This window comes from Thermomonas fusca DSM 15424, assembly GCF_000423885.1.
Taxonomy (GTDB): Bacteria; Pseudomonadota; Gammaproteobacteria; order Xanthomonadales; family Xanthomonadaceae; genus Thermomonas; species Thermomonas fusca.
The window spans coordinates 15,149-32,526 of the sequence record NZ_AUIV01000033.1 but is presented as its reverse complement, the minus strand read 5'-3'; the positions used below and the strand labels follow the sequence as shown (position 1 = coordinate 32,526).

Annotated in this window: 21 protein-coding genes and 1 pseudogene; 9 read left to right on the top strand and 13 right to left on the bottom strand. The window is 68.1% G+C overall.

The window, feature by feature from the left end:
- From polA to G582_RS17300, 4 genes are all read left to right on the top strand, one after another.
- On the top strand, positions 1–2,133 hold a 2,133-nt coding region (gene polA / locus G582_RS0112285), incomplete at its 5' end, for a DNA polymerase I (protein WP_028840085.1).
- A 450-nt stretch (positions 2,134–2,583) separates the two neighbouring features.
- Positions 2,584–3,066, top strand: coding sequence for a DUF421 domain-containing protein (locus G582_RS0112280; RefSeq protein WP_028840084.1), 483 nt, complete (start codon positions 2,584–2,586; stop codon positions 3,064–3,066).
- 112 nt (positions 3,067–3,178) lie between these two features.
- Positions 3,179–3,331, top strand: a complete 153-nt coding sequence (locus G582_RS0112275) for an entericidin A/B family lipoprotein (protein WP_028840083.1) — start codon at positions 3,179–3,181, stop codon at positions 3,329–3,331.
- A 112-nt stretch (positions 3,332–3,443) separates the two neighbouring features.
- A complete protein-coding gene (locus G582_RS17300) occupies positions 3,444–3,572 on the top strand; it encodes an entericidin A/B family lipoprotein (protein ID WP_051247223.1) in 129 nt (42 codons plus the stop codon).
- A 171-nt stretch (positions 3,573–3,743) separates the two neighbouring features.
- Here G582_RS17300 and G582_RS0112265 read toward each other — a convergent pair.
- Positions 3,744–3,983: pseudogene (locus tag G582_RS0112265) on the bottom strand (glutamine synthetase beta-grasp domain-containing protein); the annotation flags it as partial.
- A gap of 253 nt (positions 3,984–4,236) precedes the next feature.
- Between G582_RS0112265 and G582_RS0112260 the strand changes: the two are divergent.
- Positions 4,237–5,127: an undecaprenyl-diphosphate phosphatase gene (locus G582_RS0112260; RefSeq protein WP_028840081.1), complete on the top strand. Its 891-nt coding sequence runs from the start codon at positions 4,237–4,239 to the stop codon at positions 5,125–5,127.
- Positions 5,128–5,168: 41 nt separating this feature from the next.
- Entirely contained in the window at positions 5,169–5,717 is a 549-nt protein-coding gene (locus G582_RS16600) for an META domain-containing protein (RefSeq protein ID WP_156880497.1), read from the top strand.
- Positions 5,718–5,815: 98 nt separating this feature from the next.
- Here the strand turns inward: G582_RS16600 and rpmG are convergent, their stop codons facing one another.
- From rpmG to rsmG, 8 genes are all read right to left on the bottom strand, one after another.
- Positions 5,816–5,983, bottom strand: a complete 168-nt coding sequence (rpmG, locus tag G582_RS0112250; RefSeq protein WP_171033465.1) for a 50S ribosomal protein L33 — start codon at positions 5,981–5,983, stop codon at positions 5,816–5,818.
- 10 nt (positions 5,984–5,993) lie between these two features.
- Positions 5,994–6,230 (bottom strand): 50S ribosomal protein L28, encoded by a 237-nt coding sequence (gene rpmB / locus G582_RS0112245; RefSeq protein WP_028840079.1) that lies wholly within the window; start codon positions 6,228–6,230, stop codon positions 5,994–5,996.
- Positions 6,231–6,410: 180 nt separating this feature from the next.
- Positions 6,411–8,213, bottom strand: coding sequence for a DUF885 domain-containing protein (locus G582_RS0112240; protein ID WP_028840078.1), 1,803 nt, complete (start codon positions 8,211–8,213; stop codon positions 6,411–6,413).
- A 55-nt stretch (positions 8,214–8,268) separates the two neighbouring features.
- Positions 8,269–8,592 carry a lipid-A-disaccharide synthase N-terminal domain-containing protein gene (locus G582_RS0112235; protein WP_138347763.1) on the bottom strand — a complete coding sequence of 108 codons (324 nt, stop codon included), beginning with the start codon at positions 8,590–8,592 and terminating at the stop codon, positions 8,269–8,271.
- Between the two features lie 32 nt (positions 8,593–8,624).
- On the bottom strand, positions 8,625–9,356 hold the full coding sequence (locus tag G582_RS0112230; protein ID WP_028840076.1) for a glycosyltransferase family 2 protein: 732 nt from the start codon (positions 9,354–9,356) through the stop codon (positions 8,625–8,627).
- A gap of 13 nt (positions 9,357–9,369) precedes the next feature.
- Positions 9,370–10,311 carry a ParB/RepB/Spo0J family partition protein gene (locus G582_RS0112225; protein WP_028840075.1) on the bottom strand — a complete coding sequence of 314 codons (942 nt, stop codon included), beginning with the start codon at positions 10,309–10,311 and terminating at the stop codon, positions 9,370–9,372.
- Complete coding sequence (locus G582_RS0112220; RefSeq protein ID WP_028840074.1) at positions 10,308–11,102, bottom strand: ParA family protein; 795 nt, start codon at positions 11,100–11,102, stop codon at positions 10,308–10,310. The genes G582_RS0112225 and G582_RS0112220 overlap by 4 nt, the downstream gene beginning before the upstream one ends.
- 61 nt (positions 11,103–11,163) lie before the next feature.
- Positions 11,164–11,805: a 16S rRNA (guanine(527)-N(7))-methyltransferase RsmG gene (rsmG, locus tag G582_RS0112215; protein ID WP_038054048.1), complete on the bottom strand. Its 642-nt coding sequence runs from the start codon at positions 11,803–11,805 to the stop codon at positions 11,164–11,166.
- 186 nt (positions 11,806–11,991) lie between these two features.
- On the opposite strand from rsmG, the gene G582_RS0112210 reads away from it, so the two are divergent.
- Entirely contained in the window at positions 11,992–12,240 is a 249-nt protein-coding gene (locus G582_RS0112210; protein WP_028840072.1) for a GlsB/YeaQ/YmgE family stress response membrane protein, read from the top strand.
- 90 nt (positions 12,241–12,330) lie between these two features.
- Here the strand turns inward: G582_RS0112210 and xth are convergent, their stop codons facing one another.
- Positions 12,331–13,101, bottom strand: coding sequence for an exodeoxyribonuclease III (gene xth / locus G582_RS0112205; protein ID WP_028840071.1), 771 nt, complete (start codon positions 13,099–13,101; stop codon positions 12,331–12,333).
- On the opposite strand from xth, the gene G582_RS16595 reads away from it, so the two are divergent.
- Entirely contained in the window at positions 13,076–13,780 is a 705-nt protein-coding gene (locus G582_RS16595) for a GIY-YIG nuclease family protein (RefSeq protein ID WP_083961205.1), read from the top strand. The two genes, xth and G582_RS16595, sit on opposite strands and share 26 nt — an antisense overlap.
- Here the strand turns inward: G582_RS16595 and G582_RS0112195 are convergent.
- From G582_RS0112195 to G582_RS0112185, 3 genes are read right to left on the bottom strand one after another with little or no spacing between them, the layout of a single operon-like run.
- Positions 13,777–14,517: a DNA-formamidopyrimidine glycosylase family protein gene (locus G582_RS0112195; RefSeq protein WP_028840070.1), complete on the bottom strand. Its 741-nt coding sequence runs from the start codon at positions 14,515–14,517 to the stop codon at positions 13,777–13,779. The genes G582_RS16595 and G582_RS0112195 overlap by 4 nt on opposite strands.
- Positions 14,510–15,289 carry a DUF72 domain-containing protein gene (locus G582_RS0112190; protein ID WP_028840069.1) on the bottom strand — a complete coding sequence of 260 codons (780 nt, stop codon included), beginning with the start codon at positions 15,287–15,289 and terminating at the stop codon, positions 14,510–14,512. The genes G582_RS0112195 and G582_RS0112190 overlap by 8 nt, the downstream gene beginning before the upstream one ends.
- Positions 15,290–15,344: 55 nt before the next feature.
- A complete protein-coding gene (locus G582_RS0112185) occupies positions 15,345–16,754 on the bottom strand; it encodes a coniferyl aldehyde dehydrogenase (RefSeq protein ID WP_028840068.1) in 1,410 nt (469 codons plus the stop codon).
- 38 nt (positions 16,755–16,792) lie between these two features.
- Between G582_RS0112185 and G582_RS0112180 the strand changes: the two genes are divergently transcribed.
- The gene (locus G582_RS0112180) at positions 16,793–17,335 is read left to right on the top strand and encodes a gamma carbonic anhydrase family protein (protein ID WP_028840067.1); all 543 of its coding nucleotides are present in this window, start codon (positions 16,793–16,795) and stop codon (positions 17,333–17,335) included.
- The last annotated feature ends 43 nt before the right edge of the window (positions 17,336–17,378 follow it).

Sequence of the window (17,378 nt, the reverse complement as noted above, 5' to 3'; positions counted from 1 at the left end):
GCCGCGATCAAGGGCAAGGTCGGCGACAACCTGCGCGCGGCGCTTGAGAGGCTGCCCCTGAACCGCGACCTGGTCACCATCAGGACCGACGTGGCGCTGGCGCAGGCGCCGGCCGACCTGGCATTGCGCGAACGCGACGCCGACGCGCTGCGCGGGCTGTACGCGCGCTACGGCTTCAACCAGGCGCTGAAGGAACTGGACGGCGGCGCGGCGGCCGCTGCGGTGGCAAACCGGGAGCCGGGCGTGGCGCGCGGCGGCGGTTTCGTCGCGGCGGCCGCGCCCGCGCCCGCGTCGCAGCCGGAGATCGACCCCGCGCTGTCCGCGCCGGGCGAATACGAAACGGTGCTGACCCAGGCGCAACTCACTGACTGGATCGCGAAGCTGCAGGCTGCCGACGAATTCGCTTTCGACAGCGAAACCGATGCGCTCGATCCGATGCGGGCCAACCTGGTCGGCCTGAGCTTCAGCGTCGAACCGGGCAAGGCCTGCTACCTACCGCTCGGCCACGACTATCCGGGTGCGCCCGCGCAACTTTCCCGCGCGCAGGTACTGGACGCGCTGCGCCCGCTGCTGTCCGATCCTTCGAAGAAGAAGCTGGGCCAGCACGTCAAGTACGACCTGCACGTGCTGCGCCGGCACGGCATCGACGTGCGCGGCTATGCCGACGACACGATGCTGGAAAGCTTCGTGCTCAGCGCAGGCATCGCCCGCCACGACATGGATTCGCTGGCGAAGCGGCATCTCGGCTACGACACCATCAAGTACGAAGCCGTGGCCGGCAAGGGTGCCAAGCAAATCCCGTTCTCGCAGGTCGCCATCGACGACGCCACGCGCTACGCCGCCGAGGACGCCGACATCACCCTGCGCCTGCACCGCGTGCTGCGCGCGAAGCTGCAGGCCGAGCCGACGCTGGATGCGGTTTACCGCGACATCGAAATGCCGCTGGTGCCGGTGCTGGCGCGGGTGGAGGCGAACGGCGTGCTGATCGATGCCGACGAGCTGCGCCGGCAGTCGGCGGAGCTGGGCCGGCGCATGCTGGCCGCGCAGCAGCAGGCTACCGAGCTGGCCGGGCGCAGCTTCAACCTGGATTCGCCCAAGCAGCTGGGCGCGCTGCTGTTCGATGAGCTCAAGCTGCCGGCGTTGGTGAAGACGCCGGGTGGCGCGCCTTCGACCAACGAAGAGGCGCTGGAAGCCATCGCCGACCAGCACGAACTGCCGCGGATCATCCTGGAATATCGCGGTCTGGCCAAGCTGCGCAGCACCTATACCGACAAGCTGCCGGAGATGGTCAATCCCGACACCGGCCGCGTGCACACCAGCTACCACCAGGCCGGCGCAGCCACCGGGCGGTTGTCCTCGTCCGATCCCAACCTGCAGAACATCCCGATCCGCAGCGAAGAAGGCCGGCGTATCCGCACCGCCTTCATCGCGCCGCCGGGCCGCAAGCTGGTGGCCTGCGACTACTCGCAGATCGAGCTGCGGATCATGGCCCACCTGTCGGAAGACCCGGCGCTGCTGCGCGCGTTCGCGGAAGGCGCCGACATCCACCGCGCCACCGCCGCCGAGGTGTTCGGCAAGCCGGTCGCCGAGGTGTCCGGCAACGAGCGCCGCGCCGCCAAGGCGATCAACTTCGGCCTGATCTACGGCATGGGCGCGTTCGGGCTGGCCAAGCAGCTGGGCGTTGGCCGCGGCGAGGCGCAGGACTACATCGCGCTGTACTTCAGCCGCTATCCGGGCGTGCGCGACTACATGGAGCGCACCCGCCAGCAGGCGCGCGATGCCGGCTTTGTTGAAACCGTGTTCGGGCGCCGGCTGGCGCTGGACTACATCCACTCGCGCAATGCCGCCCAGCGCGCCGGCGCCGAGCGCGCCGCGATCAACGCGCCGATGCAGGGCACCGCCGCCGACATCATCAAGCGCGCGATGGTGCAGGTGGACGCCTGGCTGGCCGACAACCGCGAGCGCGCGCTGATGATCCTGCAGGTGCACGACGAACTGGTGTTCGAGGCCGACGCCGACTTCGTGCCGACCCTGCTGGAACAGGTACCGGCGCTGATGTCCGGCGCGGCCCGGCTGCGGGTGCCGCTGGTGGTGGACAGCGGGGTGGGCGACAACTGGGACGAGGCCCACTGAGCTCGCGGTTAGGCCCGCAAAGCGTGACGCGGCGCGGGTTTGGCGGGGTTTCTGGAAAATGCAATGAATCATTCCTGAACCGAACGGTTTTTTAACTGGAATCTTCACGAACCATCCATGTTGGAAGTGGTCATATAGCTCGCAACAGGTGCAACGCCTGTTGCCGATCACTACCCCTCCCCTGGTGTGATCATCCGGAAGGTGCAGGTCCTCCCCAACCGGCCTTCCCCGGCCCCGCAGTCCCCCCTGGCTGCGGGGCTTTTTTGTGGGCGTCTTTTGGAGTGGCCGCAAAAGCCCGAAGTTCGCTACGCAAACCTTGGGCCCCGAGCCGGTGGCTTCCAAATCCCCGCGGCTTTGCCGCGCCCCCTTTGCCAGAGGGGGCTTTTCTCCATGCAGGCTTCATGCAGTCGCGTTGTTAATGTGCGTGCAGGCGATCAGCGGAGAGATCACATGAGCGAGTTGTTCCAGCTGTCTGCACCGTGGTGGCACTTCGTGCTGCGGGCCTGTGCGGTCTATGTGCTGGTGATGGTGCTGGTGCGGGTCTCCGGCAAGCGCGCAGTGGGGCAGTTCACGCCGTTCGACCTGGTCCTGCTGATCCTGATCGGCAATGCGGTGCAGAACGGCATCAACGGTGGCGACAACTCGCTGACCGGCGCGGCGATCATGGCGACCACCCTGATCGCACTCAACTACCTGGTGGCGTGGCAAACCTCCCGCAACCGCTCGGTGGAGCGCTGGGTCGAGGGCGAGCCGGTGGTGCTGGCGCGCGATGGCCGGGTGTTCCGGCAAGTGCTGCGGCGCGAGCTGGTCAGCCAGGACGATTTCGCCGAGGCGTTGCGGATGAACAACATCGACGATGTGGGCGACGTGCGCCTTGCCCTGCTGGAGACCAATGGCCGCATCAGCGTGATTCCCCGCGAGCGCGACGACTGAGGCGGGCAGGCACCGCCCGTTCATTCGTGGTTGTGTTGCCGCCGCCGCCATGCACGCCTGCTTCACGCGGCAGCGGGGTAAATGGCCGCACCCCCACAGTGAAGGAGGCTCCATGAAGCGCTTGATCGCCCTGCTGATGCTGGTCATGTTCTCCAGCATGGTCCTGACTGCCTGCAACACGATTGCCGGCGCAGGCAAGGACGTACAGAAGGCCGGTGAAAAGGTCGAAGACAAGGCCCAGGACTGCAAGGACATGAAGTGCTGATAGCCTCCCCGGCGCCGGCCGGCCGCCAGCACGCGGGCGGCCGGCGCGGGAAGCGCTCTTGTCTGACCTCCCCTCGGCCCGATAATGTCCGTCGGATCCCGAGGAGAACCCCATGAAGCTGATGAAGATGGCGCTGTTGATGCTGGCCTGTCTGGCTTTTCTGGCTGGCTGCAACACCATTGCCGGTGCCGGCAAAGACATCCAGAAGGCTGGCGAGAAGATCGAAGGCGCGGTCAAGTAAGAGCCGGTGTTCCGGCGGGTCGTCCCGCCGGAGGACCTTCGGTCAACGGCCCGGCGGATCGGCGACGAACTCTCCCGGGAACGCGCGCGGCGGCTGGGCAACGCCAATCAGATTGCGGCGCGGCAGCACGCCCATCGCCACCAGTGCGTCCAGGCTGTCATAGCGCAAGGTGAATGGATCCAGGAACGCGGTGGAAGGGTCCGGCAGCAGCACCATGTCGGAGTTCTGGATGCCGCGCCAGCCGCTGATCGAGCTGCCGTCGAACATCTTGCCGTCCTCGAACAGGCTGGCATCGACGATCGACTTGGGAAAGGTCACATGGTGCTGCACGCCGCGCATGTCGGCGAAGCGCAGGTCGATGAATTCGACCTTGTGGTCCTTGATGAGCTTTTCGACGTGTTCGAGGGACATGGCTGGCTCCGGGGCAGGGATGGGGAAAGGCATCGTGATATCGACGCAATGCATCAAGCACGCGGCGTGCCAACCTGGCTTTCGCTGCAAGCCATTGATTTGCATAGAGGTGAGCGTCGCCAATGGAAAGCGGTTGCACCAAATTGAGGATTTGACATTCGCTAATGCACTGTAACCGTGCAAACGGTGCATCGGGTATGCTGCGCGACTGCCCGTGCGGCCAGCGCACGCTTCCACCGGCCCCTGTTCCTCCATGTACGAGCTGCTAGCTGCCCTGCTGCTGGGCATTATCGAAGGCATCACCGAATTCCTGCCGATCTCCAGTACCGGCCACCTGCTCATTGCCCAGCACTGGCTCGGGCCGCGCAGCGACCTGTTCAATATCGCCATCCAGGCCGGCGCGATCCTGGCCGTGGTGCTGATCTACTGGAAGCGGCTGTGGGGCATGCTGGTCGCGTTCGCCGGCCGCGACGCCCCGGCCGATTACGATCCGCTGGGCGTGTCGACCACCCCGGCGCAGTCGCGCGACTACGCTTTCAAGCTGGCCGGCGCGTTCCTGGTGACCGCGATCCTGGGGCTGGCGCTGAAGAAGGCCGACCGCATCGGCGCGCTGTTCGGCCAGCAATGGACGCCGTTCCACCTGCCGGCCACCGTGCAGCCGATCGCCTGGGCGCTGATCCTCGGCGCGCTGTGGATGCTGCTGGCGGAGCAGTGGGCGGCGCGGCGCGCGGCGCGCGACGGCGAACGCACGGCGATCGCTTGGCGCACGGCGCTGCTGGTCGGCGTGGCGCAGGTGCTGGCGGGGGTGTTTCCCGGCACCTCGCGCAGCGCCGCCACCATCTTCGTGGCGCTGCTGGCGGGCACCACCAGCCGCGCAGCCGCCACCGAATTCGCGTTCCTGGTCGGCATCCCCACCATGTTCGCCGCCACCGGCTATGAGCTGCTGTCGCTGTGGAGCGACGGCGGCTTCGCCAACGTGGACTGGAACGCACTGGGGGTGGCCTTCGTCGCCTCGGCGGTGACCGCGTTCGTGGCGGTGAAATGGCTGCTGCGCTACATCCAGGGCCACCGCTTTACCGCGTTCGCGATCTACCGCATCGTGCTGGGCGTGGCGCTGCTGCTGTGGTTGCCGGCAGGCCAGTGAGCGGATCCATTCGCGGAGGGAAGGCGGTGCGCAAACTGTCGATGATCGCCTTGCCCGGGCTGCTGCTGGCCGGGTGCCAGCCGGCGCCGGCGCCGGCCGCGGTGCCGGCGTCCACGGTCGGGGCGCAGGCCTTCTCTACTCCGCCTGCGGACATGCAGCAGGCCACGCCGGCGCCCGCCGGTGCGCTGCAGGTGGTGCTCGCGCTGACCCGCCACCACTGGCGCCTGGTCGCCGCGGTGGACGCCGGGGGGCGCCGCATCGATGCGCTGTTCGTGCGTCCGCAGCTGCCGGTGCAGCTGGATTTCAACGCCTCGCTGGTCAGCGTGGGCAATGCCTGCAACGTGATGAGCGCGCGCCATGCACCGAGCGCCGACAGCCTGCTGGTCGAACCTTTCAGCGTGGCGATGACGTCCTGCGCCGACCCGGCGCTGGGCCGTCTCGACGGACAGGTGGCCAACCGTCTGCAGGGCCGGCTGGCGATGCGTTTCGAGCAGGCGCAGCCGCCCAGGCTGGTGCTGGTCAATGCCGCTGGCGACGTCTTCAGCTTCGATGGCGTCGACGATGCGCGGGTGGCGCCGGCTGGCGGCTGAGCCGCAGGCCCTGCGCGAACGCCAGCGGGAGGCAAAAGAAAACCCGCCGTGAGGCGGGTTTTCCGGGAGGGCAAGGCCGGTGCGCAATGCGCCGCGGCTTACTTGATCTTGCCTTCCTTGTACATCACGTGCTTGCGAACGACGGGGTCGTACTTGCTGACCTCCATCTTGTTCGGGGTGTTCTTCTTGTTCTTGTCGGTCGTGTAGAAATGACCGGTGCCGGCCGAGGAAATCAGACGGATCTTGTCGCGCTTGGTAGCCATGATTCAGTCCTCCTCAGACCTTCTCGCCCTGCTTGCGCAGGTCGGCCAGGACGGCATCGATGCCGTTTTTGTCGATGGTGCGCAGCGCGGCATTGGAAATGCGGAGCTTGATCCAGCGGTTTTCCGAAGCGACCCAGAAGCGACGCTCGTGGAGGTTGGGCATGAAGCGACGACGGGTTTTCCGGTTCGAATGCGAAACATTGTTGCCGGAGATCGTGCGCTTGCCGGTGACTTGGCAGACTTTGGACACTGTGCACCTCGATGGTGTGTGGTTGTCGCCCGTAGCCCGGGTGACGGCGGCCCCGGCGTGAAATCCACGACGGGAAGCGCTGCAGGACGCAGCGAGCCGCGCATTATGCGGGGAAACCCATTTCCAGGCAAGCACTTGGCTTGAAAACCCTGCCCCTGCAGGGGAGGGTAGACGCGATTCCTACTTTGTCTTCGCCTCGGCCTGCACCGCCACCACCCACGCGCGGATCTGCGATTCCAGCACCGGCAGCGGCACCGAGCCCTGCGACAGGATGGCGTCGTGGAAGGCGCGCACGTCGAATCTCGGCCCCAGCGCGGCTTCGGCCTCGCGGCGCAGGCGCATGATGGTGAGCTCGCCCAGCTTGTAGCTCAACGCCTGGCCCGGCCAGCTGATGTAGCGGTCGACCTCGGTGGTCACCTCGTGCTCGGACAGCGCGGTGTTGTCGCGCAGGTAGGCCAGCGCCTGATCGCGGCTCCAGCCCTTGTGGTGGACGCCGGTGTCGATGACCAGCCGGCAGGCGCGCCACATCGCGTAGGTGAGCCGGCCGAAGTCGTCGTAGGGCGTCTCGTAGATGCCCATCTCCTTGCCCAGCCATTCGCTGTACAGGCCCCAGCCCTCGCCGTAGGCGCTGATGTATTCCTTGCGGAACCCGGGCACTTCGCCCTGTTCCTGCACCAGCGAGCCCTGCAGCGCGTGACCGGGGGCGGACTCGTGCAGGGTCAGCGCGGGCAGGTTGTACAGCGGGCGCGACGGCAGGTCATAGGTGTTGACCCAGTAGGTGCCGGCGCCGCCGCGGCCTGCGGTCCAGAACGGCGCGATCGCCGGCGGCACCGGCACGATGGTGAAGCGCCCGCGCGGCAGGGTGCCGATGATCTTGCCGACCTGTCCGTCCACCCGCTTGCTGATCCAGGCGGCGTGGTTGAGCAACTCCTGCGGGCTCGATGCGTAGAACTGCGGGTCGGTGCGCAGGAAGGTCAGGAAATCGTTGAAGCGGGTTTCCTTCGATTTGCCTGCGAAGCCCAGGCCGTCGATGATCGCCTCCATCTCGGCGCGGATGCCGGCCACTTCCTGCAGGCCGATGGCGTGGATCTGGTCGGGCGTCAGCTCCAGGGTGGTGTATTTGCGGATCTGCTCGCGATACCAGGCCTCGCCGTTCGGCATCGCCTCGGCCGCCAGCGTGGCGCGCGCTTTCGGCATGTACTCGCTGCGGAAAAACACCAGCAGTCTGGCGAAGGCGGGGATCACCGCCTCGCGGATCGCGGCGCGGCCTTCGGCGCGCAGCGCGTCCTGCTCGGCGGTGGGGATGCCGGCCGGGATCGTCTTGTAGGGCGCCCACAGCGAGGCGGCTTCCGGATCCTTCAGCTCCGCGGTCGTCGCGATCGACACGTCGCGGCCCGGCAGCACCGCGCGCGGCACCGAGAAGCCGCGCGCCAGCCCGGTGCGCATGTTGGCGATCTGCTGGTCGAAGTAGCGCGGCACGTCGCGCAACCGCGCCGCGTAGGCGCGGTAATCGTCGGCGCTGCGCAGGTTGGCGCGGGCCATGAAGTCGAGGTTCGACCAGAACGAGCTGTCGGAATTGAACGGCATCTCGTGGTCGCGCAGGCGGATCTCCGCTGCTTTGTGCTCGATCTGCGGACGGTAGATCGCGTAGTTCAGCTGCTCGGCCGGCGACAGCGCGGCCACCTCGATGCCGTCGAGCTGGCGCAGCACGCCGTCGAGATAGGTGAGCTGCTTCTGTAACGCTTCTGTGCTGACGTCGGGCAGGCTGCGCGCGGGCGTGCGGCTGGTCTCGTCGCTGTCTTCGGTCCACGCCCCGGCCTGCTGCATCCGCCATTTCCATTCGGCCTGGTAGATCGCGCGGAACGCGGCATCGGCGGCATTGCTCGACTGGGCGGCAACCGGCGCGGCGGGCGCGGTCTGTGCGTGGGCGAAGGCGGACGACAGGCACAGGGCCAGCAGGCTGGCGCGGGCGATGGACTTCACGGGGCGGGAACCGGCGGTGGTCAGGTGCCCGGATCGTAGCATCGAGACAGGCGGCTCAATGGCCGGCGCGGTCGCGCTTCCAGCCGCGATGGCGGATGTCCAGGTACAGGCTGTAGCAGGCGGTGAAACTGGGGAACAGGTTCTGCAGGATGCCCACCGCGTCGTTCTTGCCGAACACGAAATAGCTCAGCGTCATCAGGCTGCCGAGGATGCTCATGTACCAGAACAGCCGCGGGATCACCGGCTTGCCGTGGCGCTTGCTGGCGATGAACTGCACCAGCCAGCGGCCGCCGAACATCAGCGCGCCGACCAGCCCGATCAGCTTCCACGGGCTCATGTGGATGCCGGTCCAGGCCAGCGCCGCCAGCGGCGTGTCCATGAAACCGGCCGGCGCCGCCGCCAGCATCGCGATCACCGCGGCAATTCCTCGGTGCCGGTGCGGCGGCTGCGCTGGATCAGCCAGGACACCCCGAACAGGTCCTTGATGCCGACCATGGCGCGGCCGAGGTTGTTGTACTTGGACACGCCGGCGGTGCGGTGGCGGTGGTTGACCGGCACGCTGACGGTCTGCCAGCCGGCGCGCTGCATCAGCGCTGGCAGGTAGCGGTGCATGTGGTCGAAGTAGGGCAGGTCGAGGAACGCTTCGCGGGCGAACAGCTTGATGCCGCAGCCGGTGTCGGGGGTGGCGTCGCGCAGCAGCCGTGCTCGGATCGCGTTGGCGAATTTCGACGCCCAGCGCTTGCTGCCGGAATCCTGGCGGTTGACCCGCCAGCCGGCGAACAGCTTCACCGCCTCGGGCGAAGCGTCACGTTTGGCCAGCAGGTTGGGAATGTCGGCCGGGTTGTTCTGGCCGTCGCCGTCCAGCGTCGCGATCCACGGCGCGCGCGCGGCCTTGACCCCGTTGCGCACGGCGGTGCTCTGGCCGGCGTTGGCCAGGTGGCGGACCACCCGCAGTTCTGGCGTCGTCGCCTGCAACTCGCGCAGGCGCGCCAGGGTGGCGTCGCGGGAGGCGTCGTCCACGTACACGATTTCGAAGTCGATCCGCCCACGCAGCGCGGCCACGATCTCGCCGACCAGCGGGGCGACGTTGTCTTCCTCGTTGTGGACCGGGACGACGACCGAGAGTTGCGGCGATCCGCTCATGCGCGTTGTGACCTCACGACCGGTTGCGCAGCCGCTCCAGCACGCCGTCCAGCGCGTCGAGGTTGGCGTAGTGGATCACCAGCTTGCCCTTGTTGCCGCGGCCGTTGAGCACGTTGACCTTGCTGCCCAGCGTGTCTGACAGCTCGCGCTCCAGCGCGGCGATGTCGGCCTGCGGCGGCTTTGCCTTCGGCGCGGACTTCCGGGGCTCCACCGGCACCTTGCCGGCGGCGATCTGCTGCACGCGGTGTTCGACCTGGCGCACGGACCAGCCTTCCTCGGCCGCCTGTTTCGCCAGTGCCACCGCCATCGGCTCGGCCAGCGGCAGCAGCGCGCGTGCGTGGCCCATTTCTATCGCGCCGGTCTGCACCAGCACGCGCACGGCTTCCGGCAGCTCCAGCAGGCGCAGCAGGTTGGACACCGCGGCGCGTGAGCGGCCCACCGCTTCGGCGGCGGCGGCGTGGGTCAGGTCGAACTCGTCGATCAGCCGCTGCAGCGCCTGCGCTTCCTCCAGCGGGTTGAGGTCTTCGCGCTGGATGTTCTCGATCAGCGCCATCGCCACCACGGTGCGGTCGTCGACCTCGCGCACCACCACCGGCACTTCCGCCAGGCCCGCGCGCTGCGACGCGCGCCAGCGGCGCTCGCCGGCGATGATCTCGTAGGTGCGGCCGCCCTTGCCGTCGGCGCCCATGCGCTCGCGCACCACGATCGGCTGGATCACGCCCTGCGCGCGGATCGACGCGGCCAACTCGTCCAGCTTGGCGTCGTCCATGGTGCGACGCGGCTGGTACTTGCCCGACACCATCGCGTCCACCGGCAGGGTGCGCAGCACGTCGCCCGGCATTGCCTGCAGCGCCGGCGCATCGGCCGCTGCCTTGGGGCCCAGCAGGGCTTCCAGTCCGCGGCCCAGGCCACGCTTCTTGGCACCGCCCTTTGCGGCCTCCTTGCCAGCAGTCATGCGGCGGTCTCCTTCTGTTTCTGGCTGCGTTCGCGCTGGCGGCGCAGGACTTCGCCGGCCAGGCCAAGATAGGCCACGCTGCCGCGGCTGGCCTTGTCGTAGCCGAGGATGCTCTGGCCATGGCTGGGCGCTTCGGCCAGGCGCACGTTGCGCGGCACGATGGTGCGGAACACCAGGTCGCCGAAGTGGTTGGTCAGTTCGGCCGACACCGCGTTGGCAAGGTTATTGCGCACGTCGAACATGGTGCGCAGCACGCCTTCGATCTCGAGCGCAGGGTTGAACCGGCCCTTCAGGCCCTCGATGGTGTCGATCAGCGCCGACAGGCCTTCCAGCGCGTAGTACTCGCACTGCATCGGCACCAGCACGGAGTCCGCCGCGGTCAGCGCATTGAGGGTGAGCACCGACAGCGAAGGCGGGCAGTCGATCAGCACGAAATCGTAGCCGCCGCGCAGGGTTTCCAGCGCGGCCTTCAGCCGGCCTTCGCGGTTGGTGGCGTCCATCAGCTGGAGCTCGGCGGCGGTCAGGTCGATGTTGCCGGGCAGCAGGTCGTAGCCGTCGGCGCTGCGCACTACCGCTTCGGCCGGCTGTGCCTCGCCCAGCAGGACGTCGGTCACCGACGCGCCGAGCTCGCGCTTGTCGATGCCGCTGCCCATGGTGGCGTTGCCCTGCGGATCCAGGTCCACCAGCAGCACGCGCATGGGCGTCCGCGCCAGCGCGGCGGCGAGGTTGACGGCGGTCGTGGTCTTGCCGACCCCACCCTTCTGGTTGGCAATGGCGATGATGCGGGCCATGCGGCGTGTGTTCCTGCGGCTGGGCCTGCGCCGGGGCAGGCAGGCGACAGAGGATTATGCCTTATGCCCGGGTACGCACGATTTCCAGCAAATGGCGCTCGGCGGAAAGTCCCGGCACGCGCAGCGGATGGATCGCGGCGACCCGCCATCCCGCCGGCAGCGCGGCGATCTCGTCATCCGGCAGCACGCCCTTCATCGCCAGCAGCCTGCCGTCGGGGCCGGGCAGGTGCCCGCCCAGCTGCAGGATCAGCGGCAGGGTGGCCAGCGCGCGCGCGGTGATGGCGTCGAACGTGGTGCCGGGCCGGAACGCTTCGATCCGCGATTCCGCCACCTGCACATTGCCCAGCTTGAGCTGGCGCACCGCCTCGCGCAGGAAGCGCGCCTTCTTGCCGTTGCTTTCCACCAGCGTCACCTGCAGGCCCGGCGTGGCGATGGCCAGCGGGATGCCGGGCAGGCCGGGGCCGGTGCCGAGGTCGGCGAGCGTGCCGATCCCGCGCACGAATGGCTGCATCGCCAGCGAGTCCAGCAGGTGCTTGGCCAGCATTTCGCGCGGGTCGCGGATGGCGGTGAGGTTGTAGGTCGCGTTCCAGCGCGCCAGCAGCGCCAGGTAGTCCAGCAGCGGCGCGGCCAGCGCGGGCTCGAGATCGAGTTGCGCAAGGCCTGCTTCAAGCTCGGGGCGCAGCGAATCGGTATCCACAGTCATGCGCACAGTATGCCGCGGCGGTTGCCGTCTTCACGCGCCGTCGGCATCGCTGAACGACGGCTCAGGCGTGCGAACGCGGTCATCACGCGGGCTGGGGAAGACTGCATCCGTCCGCCGCGATTTGCGCGTCGGGTCAGACAAGCCAGCCCATCCGGGACTTTCTTTCCGTTTTCCAGGAGACACGTCATGAATCTCATCATCTGGTTGATCATCGGCGGCATCATCGGCTGGCTGGCCAGCCTCGTCATGAAGACCGACGGCCAGCAGGGCATCATCCTCAACGTCGTGGTCGGCATCATCGGTTCGTGGCTTGGCGGCTGGCTGATTGCCCCGCTGATCGGCGGCGCCGGCGTCATGGCCTACGTATCCGCCTTCCTTGGCGCGATCATCCTGCTCGCCATCGTCAACCTGTTCCGTCGCGGCCGCGTGCGCTGAAACCCGGCTTGACAGGGATGTCAGGACAAGGATGTCTTGCGAAGGCCCGGTAACCCCGGGCCTTCGCTTATTGCGAGGCCGCGAGCCGGCTCAGCCCAGCTCGATGAACGCCGGCGCGTGGTCGCTGGGCCGTTCCCACTGGCGCGGGTTGCGGTCGATGCCGGAGGCCACCGTCGCATCGCGCAGCGCGTCCGAGACCAGGGTCAGGTCGATGCGCAGGCCGAGATTGCGGCGGAACGCCGCCTGCCGATAGTCCCACCAGCTGAAGATCCCACCCTCGTCGTTGTGCAGCCGGAAGCCGTCATGCAGGCCCAACGCCAGCAGCCGCTGCAGGGCATCGCGTTCGGCGGTGGAAGTGAGGATATGGCCGTCGTTCCAGGTGGCCGGATCGTGCACGTCGCGGTCGTCGGGCGCGATGTTGAAATCGCCCAGCACCACCAGCTTCGGATGCCGGCGCAGCTCGTCGGCCAGCCAGCCGTGCACCGCTTCCAGCCAGCGCAGCTTGTAAGCGTATTTGTCGGTGCCCACGTCCTGGCCGTTGACCACGTAGAGATTGACGATGCGCACGTCACCCACGCTGGCCGCGATCGCCCGCGCCTGCGGATCGTCGAAGCCGGGAATGGCGACCTGCACGTCCGCGATGCTGCGCTCACGGGCCAGGATCGCCACGCCGTTGTAGGTCTTCTGACCGTGGAAGACGCTGCGATAACCGGCTTCCAGTAGCGCGTCGTCCGGGAAGCGATGGTCTTCCAGCTTGGTTTCCTGCAGACCCACCACGTCCGGGGCGAAGTCGGCCAGCCATTGCTGCAGCTGCGGCAGGCGCACGTTGAGCGAATTGACGTTCCAGCTGGCGATCTTCATGCAGACTCTTGGGGGCGAGGCGGACCGAATCCGCCGCAGCCTACCGTACCCGGCGCCGTTCGGCGTCGCCTGCCCCGTTCCGCTTCCAACTTATCGGCCACAAACCGCGATGCCCAGCGCCCGCCACGGCCCCGCCTTCCTCTACGTGCTGCGCATGAGTGGCGCCGAGGATCTGCTCAAGGTCGGGTTGACTGCCGACCCGCTCGCGCGCTGGTCATCCTTCCATCCGCGCTGGTTCGAAGCCTTCGACATCGAGCACAGCCTGCTGGTCGAAACTGAATCGCGGGGCGACGCACAGGCGCTGGAGACCGCGCTGCACCGGCGCCTGAAAGCCCACGCCTGCCCGGTGCCGTTGACCATGCGGGCATTTGCCGGTGGCGCCACCGAATGGTTCCGGGGCGCATCGTTGGCGGCGCAGGATTTCGTCCGCAGCTGCGAGGCGCAAGGGTTCGTCGTGCATGCGGACGCACGCGGGCACATCGGCGCGAGCCTGCACACCCAGCGCCATGTGCTGGCGACGGTGCTCGACCAGGCCGTGCGCAATGCCCGCGACGGCGTGTTGACGCCGCAGGAGATCGCTGCGGTGCGCGATCTCGCGGAGGCGCACGGCGCCTTCGGGGGCGACCTGTCGGCGCTGGTGACGGACGAAGGGCGCGCGTTGCTGCACCTGGGCAGCTAGGCCGGCGGCGGATACAGCGGCTGGCAGCGCACGCAGAAAAATGTGCGCCGTTTGCGGGTGCCCATGTGCTGGCGGGTCAGCTTGCCGCCACAGTTCGGGCACTGCCCCTTGTTGTGCACCAGCCAGTGCTGGCGCAGCACGTACTGTTTCTTCCATTCCAGGAACTGGAAGCTGTAGTCGCGCGCGTCCTTGATCATTTTTCCCAGCAGGCGCGGCGGCAGCACGCCGACCGTGCTGGCGGGATGCACGCGGATGCGGAACAGCACTTCGTTCTTGATGATGTTGCCGACGCCGGCAAACACATCCTGGTCCAGCAGCGCGTCGCAGACCAGCACCTCCGGCTGCTGTTTCAGTTTGGACCGCGCCAGCTTCGGGTCCCATTCGGGGGCCATCACGTCGCCGCGCCAGTCGTACGCCTCGTCCAGCGCGCCTTCGATGTACTTCAGCGAGCAGGCGTAGACGTTCAGCGTGCCGTTGTCGAAGTGCAGCGACAGGCGCGGTGTTGCCGCCCTCTCCGCATCGATCAGCCAGGAGCCGAACAGCAGCAGGTGGGCACGCAGGCTGAAGCCGCGGAACTCGAGCAGGAAGTGCTTGCCCCAGCTGCGCACCGCGATCACCTTGCGGCCGCGCATGCGCTGCAGGTCCAGCTTGCTGTTGCCGCCGACCTCGCGCGCGGTCTTGCCGCGGAACCTGGCCGCGGCCTCGCGCATGATGATGATCGAGGGGCCTTCAGGCATGGCCGCCGCCGGCCGCATCTGCAACCAGCAGCGACTGCAGCCGGCTGGCGTCGGCGATCGCGTGGCCGCCGGCGGTGTTGTCGAAGATCACCCAGCTGGCGCTGTTGGTGCCGACTTCGGCGATCGCGCTGGCCAGCGCCTGCAGGCGCGCGTCCGGATAGGCACTGCGATAGATCTCCGGCGAGCCATGCCAGCGCCAGTAGTGCCAGCCGGGATCGCCGCCGGGTGCCGCACCGACCACGGCGCGCGGCGGGTCGGCCGCGACCCGCGACACGCCCTGCGCCGCCAGCAATGCCTCGGCGCGCGGGGTGAACCAGCTGGCATGGCGCGGCTCGCAGGCGACCCGGGCGTCGCTGCGGCGGCGTAACGCGCTGAAGAACGCGGCGGCGACGCCATCGTCGAAGGCAAGCGTGGGCGGAAGTTGCAGCAGGAAGCCGCCCAGCGTGTCGCCGAGCGCGCCCGCCTCGCCGAGAAAAGCGTCGAGCAGCGCCTCGCTGTCGCGCAGCCGGTGCTCATGCGAGATGGCGCGCGGCATCTTGACCGAGAAGCGGAAGTCGGCCGGCACCGTTGCCGCCCAGCGTGCGTAGGTCGTGGGCTGGTGCGCCCGGTAGAACGAGGAGTTGATCTCCACCGCGGAGAAGCGGGTGGCGTAGCGCGCCAGCGCGCTGTCACCCTCGCCGAACAGCTCACGATGGCGCGCAGGAATCGACCAGCCCGCGCAGCCTACCCGCGGATTCCGGTTCGCCGGCGTGGATGGCGCAGTGGAAACCATGCGTCCATCAAGGCCCATCGAGCCATGAAGGGGCCGTGAGCGTGTGCGCCCTCGCTCAGCGCACGATCAGGTCGATCAGCCACTTCGCCTTCGAGTACGGCGGCTTGAGCAGGTCGCCGCCGGTGCGCCGCGCCTGCCACAGCACCGGCAGCAGCTTGCTCATCGCATCGAAGCCGGTGCGGCTGTGATAAGCGCCCATGCCGCTGGCGCCGACGCCGCCGAACGGCAGGGTGGGCACGGCAAAGTGGAACAGGGTGTCGTTGACCGAGATGCCGCCAGCCAGCGTTGCGTGCAGGATTTTCTCGATCACCGCGCGGTCGTGGCTGAACGGATACAGCGCCAGCGGGCGTTCGTGGCCGTTGATGTAGTCGATCGCTTCTTCCAGCGTGCGGTAGCTTTTCACCGGCAGCAGCGGGCCGAAGATTTCGTCCTGCATGACCTTCGCGTCATCGCCCGGCTCCAGCAGCACGGTCGGCGGCAGCAGCCGCTGCGCCGGATCGGCGCTGCCGGCCAGGGTGACGATGTCGATGCCACGCTGCTGCGCGTCGTCGAGATAGCCCTGCAGGCGCGCGTACTGGCCGTCGTTGATGATGCGGGTGTAGTCGTCGCGGTTGCCGAGGTCGCTGCCGTAGCGCGCCTGGATTTCGCGGCGCAACGCATCGACAAAAGCATCGCGCTTGTCGGCCGGCACCAGCACGTAGTCGGGCGCGATGCAGGTCTGGCCGCAGTTGAACCACTTGCCTGTCGCAATACGGGCGGCGGCTTTTTCGATGGGGTAGTCGGCGGCGACCAGCGCCGGCGATTTGCCGCCCAGCTCCAGCGTCAGCGGCGTGAGGTTTCGCGCGGCGGCGGCCATCACCTTGCGGCCTACCGCGGTGGAGCCGGTGAACACCAGATGGTCGAACGGCAGTGCTGCGAAGGCCGAACCCACCTCTGCGCCGCCGATGGCGACGGCAACGCGGTCGGCCGGGAACACCTCGGCCAGCAGGTCGCGCAGGAACGCGCTGGTGCGCGGGGTGTGTTCGGACGGCTTCAGGTAGACGTGGTTGCCGGCGGCAATCGCGGTGGCCAACGGGATCAGCGCCAGGTTCACCGGATAGTTCCACGGCGCGATCACGCCAACCACCCCCAGCGGCATCGGCCGCACCTGCGCACGCGCCGGCAGGAAGCGCCAGCCCACGCCGACCCGGCGCGGCTTCACCCAGCCGCGCAGGTGCTTGAGCAGGTGGTCGATCTCGTTGAGCGCGGTCATGCCGTCGGCGATGCGGCTTTCGTCCAGCGACCGGTGGCCGAAATCGGCGGCAATCGTGCGCGCCATTTCGTCCAGCCGCCGCTTCAGCGCATCGCGCAGGCGCTGCAGGTCGCCGCGGCGCTGCGCGTAGTCCGGCTTGTTCGCCCGCCAGGCCGCGTGCAGGCGTTCGAGGGTGGGCTGCAGGTCGTGGAGCGGGGTATCGGCGCTGTCCATACGGGGCAGTGTAGTCGTGCCGGCGCTAGAATCCAGCCATGAACATCCGACCCTATCGCGGTATCGCCCCGACCCTTGGTACCCGCGCTTACATCGACCCCGCCGCCTGCGTGATCGGCGATGTGGTGCTGGGCGACGACGTCTCGGTGTGGCCGTTCACGGTGATCCGCGGCGACGTGAACTTCGTCCGCATCGGCCACCGCACGAATATCCAGGACGGCACCGTCATCCACGTCAGCCACGACGGCCCGCACGCCAAGCTGGGCGGTTTTGCCACCCGCATCGGCAGCGACGTCACCATCGGCCACAAGGCGATCATCCACGCCTGCACCATCGAGGATGCGGTACTGGTGGGCATGGGCGCGATCGTGCTGGACGGCGCGTTGGTGAAGAAACACGCCTTCATCGGCGCCGGCGCGCTGGTGGCGCCGGGCAAGGTGGTGGGCGAGGGCGAGCTGTGGCTGGGCAACCCGGCGAAGAAGGCGCGCATGCTCAGCGAGGCCGAGATCGAGGCGCTGTACTACAGCGCCGGCCACTATGTGCGGCTGAAGGACGCGTACCTGGCGGGCGAGGTGGGCTGAGCGGTTCCACACGTTTCGTGCAGGATGGGATCTGGTGTTGCGG